This is a genomic window from Vibrio thalassae, assembly GCF_900089835.1.
GTDB classification, from domain to species: Bacteria; Pseudomonadota; Gammaproteobacteria; order Enterobacterales; family Vibrionaceae; genus Vibrio; species Vibrio thalassae.
The window spans coordinates 1-9,874 of sequence record NZ_OANU01000060.1; the positions used below are offsets into that span (position 1 = coordinate 1).

At 41.6% G+C, this 9,874-nt stretch carries 1 protein-coding gene and 2 pseudogenes; 2 read left to right on the forward strand and 1 reads right to left on the reverse strand.

Going from position 1 to position 9,874, the window contains the following annotated elements; all coding sequences use genetic code 11:
* The coding region (locus VTH8203_RS15515) for a DUF8696 domain-containing protein (RefSeq protein WP_158296157.1) at positions 1 to 6,478 on the forward strand (6,478 nt) is incomplete at its 5' end.
* A gap of 218 nt (positions 6,479 to 6,696) precedes the next feature.
* Here VTH8203_RS15515 and VTH8203_RS15520 read toward each other — a convergent pair.
* Positions 6,697 to 9,615, reverse strand: a pseudogene (locus VTH8203_RS15520) (Tn3 family transposase).
* Between the two features lie 142 nt (positions 9,616 to 9,757).
* Between VTH8203_RS15520 and VTH8203_RS25720 the strand changes: the two are divergent.
* Positions 9,758 to 9,874 (forward strand): annotated as a pseudogene (locus VTH8203_RS25720) (IS982 family transposase); the annotation flags it as partial.

The window sequence follows — 9,874 nt, forward strand, 5'->3', positions numbered from 1 at the left end:
CGGCGCAGCTAATGGAGCAAGTCATATCACAACGAGTGCAGATAATGCCCACTATTTACGTTTACAAATAACGTTAAATGATGGCCCTGCGGTACTTAATCCACGTTTCAGTAACCAAACAAATAAAGTCAAAACTAATACCGCTACCGCACTAGAAACCTTGGTACTTGATTATGATCCGAACTCAACAAGTTATCACTTATCAGAACGCTCAGTATTATGGCTCGATAAATACCTTTTAAGTAACAGCTTATCGATTCAAAGCTATCAATGGTATCGCCTGCCTGCCGGTGGGGATTTAATAAACAACGGCGAAGCCATTAATGCAGCAACCAACGCTAACTACACCCTCGCTCCTGCTAGTGATCTGAATTTTGAGCATCAACTGGTCGTGACACTCGATAACGGCGTGGATATTTATTCTGAACGAACAGAGGCATGGCGAAATGATGGTAAGGACCCATCTGAAGTCAATCAAGCCAATCGTTTCTTTGACAGCGTGAAGATTGTCGGCGGTAACACGCCTCTCAATAGTACCAATACGATTACTGCTGAACTTTATGGTAGTAGTTTACAAAAAGATCAACGACCTACAAACCTTAGTTACATTTGGCAAAATCGTCTTACCGGTACGGTAGGAGATTGGAACAATATTGGCTCGGATAATCCAAGCTATACGCTAGTAAGTAATGATCAAGGCATGGATATTCGTGTACTGGTCGATAGCCAAGATAACAATGGTAATCCATTGCCACAGCTGATCGCGCCAGCACGCAGCGTCGACAGCAACAACAATCCACTCACACCATGGCAAGTCAATTTGACTCAAACAAGTGAATATATTGTTGGGCAGCCAATTACGGCTAGTCACCGAGATGTCGTTTTGGATGAGACAGTCACCTATCAGTGGTATAGAATGAGTACTGCTGATACAAGCAATGCTGTAGCTATTTCTAATGCTACGACGGCAGATTACATTCTCTCCGAAGACGATATTGGTTACTTTATTGCTGTCACCGCCACGATCTCTAATACTGCTAGAGATCAAGTCAGTGCACAAATGAGTATCACAAGTCCAGTCAAAGCAAGCAACAGTAACAGTTCTGATAGCTATTACCTATCAGCAACACTGTCTCCATCGACGCTATATCAAGATAGCCATTTAGAATATGACGTGCAATTGTATAAAAACGGAGAGCTTGTCGCCGCTCCTTCAGGCAACATCACTGCTGAGTGGTATTTGGTTTCTTCATTGAGTGACAAAGATATATCGTCAAATTGGCAAGCTATGCAGAGCACGACCTTAACCAGCACAGCTAGTGGAAAATATATTTTATTATCAATAAAATATACTGAAGACAGCTTAACCAAACCACTATCTTTAGTTGTGTTAAGTAACACAATGGTAAGCAGTGAGACAACACCAACGACCTTCTCAAAGTGGTTTAGTACTATTGATATGTCTCCACGAGATCCAGTCGATACCACATCAACAGCCTTCCTTTCAGCTAAGGATAATCAAGAAACGCTGGCTCCAAATCTTGGTGACAGCTACACAGTAGATTACATATTCTACTCAGATAAAGCCCCAAGTGACGCAAGAAACAATTTATCTGATTTGTTAATTTCTTATCCAAATACCAACTTAGTTAAGGTAGAGGCAAAACAGATCTCTCAAACAAACACTGATGATACTCGAACATTACAAGCAAGCTTTGACTACAACCCAGAACCGGCTTTGTTTATTCGCAATATTATTCCTCACCTTTCGTTTGACCAACCTTTGACTCCAAACGATACCATTTCGCTCAGCAACCAAGCCGTAGTCGTTAGCGATGTTGAGGCACTTATGCAAAACTACCCTGTTTCGGTTACGTATCAGTGGCAATTTAATGATGATAGTGGTTGGAGAAATTTAGGGAGTGAGAGTCAACGTTACCAAAACCTTACTTCCGGTCTTACTGTAGGGCATCGTTACCGCCTGAGCATAAAGGCCACCAATAAAGATAATAATCAGATACATGAGAGTAACTCAGCGGCCACGCCTAAAGTACAAAATAGCGTCATTAATTATGATATTTCTATCGCAGATATTGCTCAACCTCAAGTAGACGTGGCTATCAGTTTAAAATCAAGTTTGCTCTCATCTGAACCGCCAGCAATGTTTACAGAACGTCAAATTATTTGGCAAAGAGTAGCACTTAATGGCACTGTCACAGACCTTACACAAGGTGAACGTTATATTCCATCTAGCGATGAGTTAGGTTCGTCGTTGCGCATTACTATAAGATATTACAATAATGATGTGCTGCTTATTCAACGTACGATTGATACAAGTAACGTCACTATTGCACCACAATCAAATACATTGATTGAGTTGTCCAATAAATTATCGCTTACTTTATCTGAGACAACCCTTTCAACCGGTATGCTTGTTTCGTTAACAGAAAGTGATCTGGCACAGCTTAATGCTCAAAGTTTGATAACAGCAAATTATCAGTGGCAATCAAGTGTCGATGGTGAGTCTTGGGCTGATATTGATATGGCTAACATGGCCACCTATCAAGTTAGAGCTGAAGATGTCGGCAAAAAACTTCGCTTGCAACTTATATTAAGCGAAGGCACAGACGACCTCAGTCCTAATTATTCAGAATCGTCGGATACCATTATCAACAATCCAAATACACTACCAACCGAAACATTAGCGATTCACTTCACTCCCGAAGATAACAGTTATGAGATCAGCAAGACATCGAAACAATGGTTAGAGAATTATCTAGCACAGACATTCAGTAACGTAAGTGCTTATCAATGGTATCGTATTCCTGTTAATGGTTCATGGCAGAGCAATGGTATCGCTATTAATAGCGCTGTAGCCTCAAGTTATACGCTCAATGAAGATGACACAGACTTTACTCATCAATTACAAATTACGCTAGATAATGGCGCTCGCTTATTTAGTAGTATTACCGCGGTATGGTCTGGTATCAATGACCAACAAGCAACCGAAGAGCATGCCAATAACATGGATAGAGCGCGTTACTTTGATACTGTTTTAATCCAAGGAGGCGCAACTACAGCAACAACAGATCAAACGCTTCATGCGCAATTGGTCGGTAGCCAACTCTCATTTGATCTGTTACCTCCGGTAATCAATTACCAATGGCAACACAGTAGCGATGGTATTTCATGGGAAAATATCAGTGGGGAAATCAATGCGTACTACACTGTTCTAAATGACGACCAATACATACGTATGAGCGTTAATCGACAAGATGATTTTGGTGAATTAACACCAGATCTTTTCTCGAATGTCATTCAAATAGATGCTACGCAATCACCATGGGCGCTCTCTATTCTGCCTTATGCGATCAAACCCACGGTGGCAACTCAACTTAAGGTAGCACACCGTTCTGTTGATAATTCTGAACAGGTATCTTATCAGTGGTATCGCTTGCCTAAGCCGGGTAAATGGGCGTTAGCACAACCTATTAATGGTGCGAACCAAGCCCAATATAACATCACAGCTGATGATCTTAATTACTACGTAGGCGCTGAAGCGACGCTAAACAGTGATGCTCAAACTCGCGTCGCACGACAAGTATTATCCGATTTCGTATCACCACAAAACAATCAACTGGATAAACTTAAACTGCATATCGAAATGCCAACCCCTATTTACCTTGATACGCCTCTAATGGCAGATATTACTTTTTCTCAAGGTGGTGAGCTATTGTCATCGAGTGACTATGTGGTTAGCAAAACATGGTACGTATTAGATGATCCTAATGACATACACAATTCAAATCGCTGGGTTTCTACAGACAGCGCTGTAAGTAATAAATATGTGTTATTACATCTCGTCTACCAAGATGGTGGTAGCTTGGTTAGTCAATATGCATTGAGTGAGGCACCTGTCCAATCCGATACGAACAAAGCGTCAATGGAATCTTGGTATAGTAAACTCGTACTGGCCCCTAATAAGCCTGTAGTTCGAAGTTCTCACACCGCACTTATTAGCTCATCACCACTTGAAAATAATGGACAAGATTCTGGACTATTTACACTTGAACTTCAATATTTTGACGCAAGCGATCCTAATCAAATCTATTCGTCACTCCAAGATTTAGTAACAAATGTAACCTCACTTAATTGGGTCCAAGTCAAAGCAATACAAACTAGCGTGATAGATCCTTCGATATATAGAGTGCTCTACAGTGACCGATACTATATGAGCCAGATATTCACAGGAGAGCCTTTACCGCCTGTGATTAACAAAAATCATGCCCCTATTGCGCTTGATGATAGTGTTCAAGTTGAACCATCAACAACAATTACACTTTCACCACTTGATAATGATTACGACAGCGATGAAGGCGATCAAATCACGCTTGTCAGTGCTAAAAGTAAATTTGGTAACATCACAATAGTGGATAATAAAATACAATATACTTTACCAAGTGATTTACCCGCCTCGTGGTATATTGAGTACATAATTGCTGATCAACATGGTTCAAGCAATAAAGGACTCATAAAGTTAGAATCAGATAGCCTTCAGACAGAAAAACCACAGTTTGAAGAGATCTCTAGTGTCGATTTAAAAGCAACCGGGGTATTTACTCGTTTGGAAATATTCTCTCCAAAAGCAACTGACATTAACGGTGTTCCGATTCCTGTTTCATTATTTGATGGTACACTGTTGCTTCGTTCTGGTTCTCATGTGATTTACTGGGAGGCTATTGACGCAGCAAGGAACACAACTCAAATCGTTAGTCAGAAAGTTAATATTACCCCTTACGCAGAATTTATTCCGACGCCTACTGCCTATGAAGGCACAACTGCTCAGATTAGAATCAAACTCAGTGGTCCAGCTCCAAGCTATCCGGTTACGATACCCGTTATAGTTAGCACCGACAGTACGAGTGATAATAACGATCATTCTCTATCACTTTTAAATACCAATGACGTCGTTATCACATCGGGAACAGAAGGTATTCTTGAAATAGATATTTATCAAGACGATCTTAACGAAGGTGAAGAAACGTTACACCTTAGTTTTGCTAATAATGTTCATACCGGACCATTATCAGACACAGTCCTTACTATATCTGAGGATAAGCAGCCAATAACGCTAAATGCTAATTTTTATAACGCAGATAATAATATTGTATCTATAGCCACTCCGGCTTCACTATCTGACTTAAATATCATCATTAACAGCAATGTACCATTAGATGATGATAATAGCGTGATCATCGATTGGTACTATAGTGGGCCAAATATCTCAGATGAAAGTGCGGGACAGACGAGCAATTATGAACCTCTCATCTTGCCAGAGCTTAAAGAGACAGGTCGTTACGACTTTACATTTACCGCATACCCGTTAGGCTTAGAACAACAACCTATCGTCGGCAGAACATCGCTACGGATAGTCGAAGAAGTCGAGCTAAGCCTAGACATGGACACTGATAACGATGGTCTAACTGATGCCGAAGAAGGGTTTGCCGATTTCGATAATGATATGATACCTAATTATCTCGATCCTATTGATGATTGTGAACTACAAAGCAATGCTGTTAATACCAGTTTAAATTTGATCTTTGAATCAACACCAGGTGATTGCCTCATACTCGGTCAACTATCTCAAAAAGTTGACGCAAGCTCACCTTATGTTACAGCAAGCACCCTGTCTGGTATTATTCCTGATGACTCAACTAACCCTGATTATTCATCCGAAAATGTGTTCAACTTTACGGTTCGTAATCAAAACTCACAAAGCAGTATTGTAGTTATTCCGCTATTAGAACCGTTGTCGTCAGGCAGCATTTTACGTAAATATACGAACCAAGAAGGCTGGTTTGACTTTGACGAAAGCGAAGATGGCAGTAATCTTAAGTACGCAATAGGGGAACTTGGCAATTGTCCACCTCCTCATTCTTCTCTTTATCAAGAAGAGATTGCAGTCGGTGGTTATTGTATTGAAATGACTATAAAAGATGGTGGGCTACACGATGGAGATAATAACAATGATAATTATATTGACGATCCAAGTTACGTTTACAGTTCTATTCCTAGCTTAAATATCGATCCTTTTGACTATGTTGTTACTTATAATCCTGACAATATTCCTCTGAATTTCTCTGTAGATATTGACCTTTGTGATTATATCGCTGTGACTGATTGTGAATCACTTCAGGTCGTTAGCATCTCATCTAAGAAATTAACGATTAACATTACTGATAACAATGGCGTCCGTATTGATTTACAAATTCCGAGTTGGCATCGCATTGCACACACATTAACGTTTACCGTCCAATTAGATGGTGCGGTTGGTACAGTCGATATGAATATTAATTATTCAGAAGAAATACCAAAAACACAGCATAACAATAGAAAGGCATCTGGTGGTAGTTTGACAGTATTATTACTATTACTGCTGCTGTTGTGCATTCGATTCATATATCTCCGTGATCATTGAAGATGCTTGATTTTCGATAGAATCAGGATCATGCTACGAACCATGAAAATTACACTGATTTCTCAACAGAAACTGCAATTCGAACAAATGCACGACATTGAACGTGATAGTCGAGTTTGCGACGTAAACGCCCCATAAACCCACGGGGCGCTCTTGGGGTCACACGACGATTCGGAAAATATTGTACGTTAAGAGCATAACATTATGACTTTAACCGATTAATTTTTCAGATCTGGCCATATGTAATCTCCCGTCAAATTTATATGTTCCCACCCTAAAGGAGATAAGTGGCTAAGCAATGTATCATCGATGATTTCCCCACGGTTGCGGAGTGTTTCTACTGCCTGACTGATGTATTCTGTATTCCATAAAATAATTGCAGCAACAACCAGATTAAGCCCACTGGCGCGGTAACGTTGGTTTTCAAAGCTCCGGTCTCTTAATTCCCCCAATCGGTTAAAGAAAACTGCCCGAGAAAGAGCATTTTTCGCTTCACCTTTATTAAGACCAGCCTGAACTCGACGTCTAAGATTAATGTCTTGCATCCACTCCAGAGTAAATAGAGTGCGTTCTATCCGCCCTAACTCCCGCAATGCCAGTGCCAATCCGTTTTGACGTGGATAGCTACCGAGTTTTCTCAGCATTAGAGAAGCAGTGACTACACCTTTTCTGATTGAAGCTGATAATCTGAGAATATCGTCCCAATGCAAGGCGATATAATCAAAGTTCACATCCCCGCCAATTAGCCCTCCTAATGTCGGATAATCCGATTTGTTACCGGCTATATACAGACGCTTATCTGAAAGATCACGTATTCGTGGAGCAAATTTGAATCCCAATATCGGCATGAGTGCAAATACATGATCAGTGAATCCGGCGGTATCCGTATAATGTTCTTCAATGTTGAGTTCAGATTCATGGTTAAGAAGGCCATCCAGTACATAGGTGGCATCTCTCGCAGGGGAGTTGATAATCCGGGTATGAAACGGCGCATAGTGATCTGAAATGTGAGTATAAAAAATGCTTCCCGGCTCTGATCCATATTTAGCATTAAAGTGTCCCTTGGATTCTCCCCAACCTCCCGCATTAAATCGCTGCCCATCCGAAGAGGATGTCGTGCCATCCCCCCACCATTGAGAAAAATGGTGTTGATGCTGTGCATTTGTCAGCTCAGCCAATGCTTTACTGTAAGTATCGTCTCGAACATGCCAGGCCTGTAACCAAGAGAATTTAGCGTAGGAAGTACCAGGGCAGGATGATGCCATTTTTGTCAGACCTAAGTTGATTCCGTCTGCAAGAACAGCGGTCATTAACATTACTCGGTTAGATGCGGGTTGTCCCCCTTTCAAATGAGTAAAATGGCGTGAGAAATCTGTCCATCTGTCTACCTACAGCAGAAGTTCGGTTATTTTCACTTTAGGTATAAGTGCTGATACCTTCCTGATCAACTTCTCAGCCTCATCTGGAACAGAGTTCGTCAACGGTGTAATGCGCATTCCGCTGGCAGTCACAATCGTACCGGGAAGGTTGTTCTCAGCAGCATGGAGTTCGACTCGTTTCAATACGGTGACTAACTGGTTCTTTTTCTGTTCAATAAATAATTCACCGTCAGTTTCAATATCCAGTCCTAACTCTTGTTGGCTAAATAGTGCGCGATATTTGTCAAGTGGAAGCAGGTAATCTTCAAAGTCCATAAACTGTCGGGAATGACGAACCCATATATCCCCCGAACGCAGCGCATTTTTCAGTTCTGAAAGGACACAAAGCTCATAATACTTTTTATTTATTCCTTCCTCAGTAAAGACAAGGGAGACCCATCGTTTTCGAATAAAGTCAGTTGGTACGTCTTCGGGTAACTTACGCGCTTTGGTCAGGTTCAGTTTACGAAGGACATTAACCGCATCAAGCAGAGACTGGCTGACTGGAGCCGCCTTTAATTCCAGTGCATCAAGAAACGCCGGAGTGTAACGGCGTAACTGAGGATACGCATCAATAATGGGCGTAAGGTGATCAAACTCTGGTTGGCTAAGTTGCTCTGCGCTTTTAATACTATCAAGAAAGACCTGCCAGCCAATGGAGGTTTCAATAGCATAAAATGGATCACTTTTTGACTCTCTGGCCTTCTGAATAAGGCGTCCGGCCTGTGACAGTACTTTTAGTTGCTCATTAATTTGCTTGCCTGAGCTTTGAAACTGTTCGGCATGTTTTCGTCTGGCAACATTCTCTTTGCTAGCCATGATTCGGTCATGCATATCTATGAGTTCATCAATCAAAGTGGCTCTTGTATCAAGTACCACTGCCGCCAGTGTTGCGTGTCGTCTTAACGGTTCAAAATCCCTGAGATGTTGTGGTGTCATTTGACCACCTTCACGGGCAATTTTTCTGAGCCTATTTTGATGAACCATTTTTTCCAGACCATCAGGTAGAGATAGTGCCTGAATATATTCAATTCTCTCTATATGTTTTAGAACGTGCTTAGCATTGGGAAAACCATGTGGTTGCCGTAACCAGTTAATAAACGTCTGGCTTTGCTGGTTCCGCATCAGTAGAAGTCGATCCAACTGCTCTTTTTGACCTTCAGACAATTCCGATGTCAGTGCACGATATACTCTCTTCGTTCCGAGAGTGATCGCTTCCGCGCTTATCCTTTCCAATACGTCCATGCCAGGAATAACTATCTTTTGGGTGCGTAGATAATCCAACAACGTTCTGGCAAGCACCATGCCTGATTCGGTTTGGATTGAAGTCTTTAGTAAATATTGTACGGACAAACGAAAATGGGACAGGGTAAAAGAGGCCAACCCCAACCAGTTCATCAGCTCAGTGAGATGTTCCCTGCGGGTCGTCTTTCTTATCGCATACCTCTTCCAATGTGTTACCGATACACCGAGTTGTTCACTTACGAAAGACAGCAGGTGGGCCGGAGGTTCTTCATCTGGAGGTATGGGTTTTCCGGGATATCGCAAGTAGCAAAGCTGAATAGCAAACCCAACTCTATTGTGTTTCCCTCTTCTTTGGTTAATAAGGGCAAGGTCGGCATCGTTAAATAGGTAGTGTCGGACAAGATCATGATGCTCTTGAGGAAATGCCGTTAATGTTTCACGTTCAGATAACGTGAAGAGGGTTTTGCGTGGCAATCTTATTTCCTCCGGTAGCTATGTCAAAAGGACACACACTTAGCTAACCAACCTGAACTCGGGATAAAAAAAGAAGGGAACTAAAAGCTGGTTCTGCGATCAGATCTTTCGACCAAGAGAGACTTATCACAAGGAACCAGCTATGCACAAATTAGTGGACTTATTTTGCCATGTCGATGACTTTTGTCAGGCTTTTCTACCCCAGTGGCAAAAACTTCAGCTTGAGAGCGGCGTACGGAAGCGTAATCGCAAAGGCCGA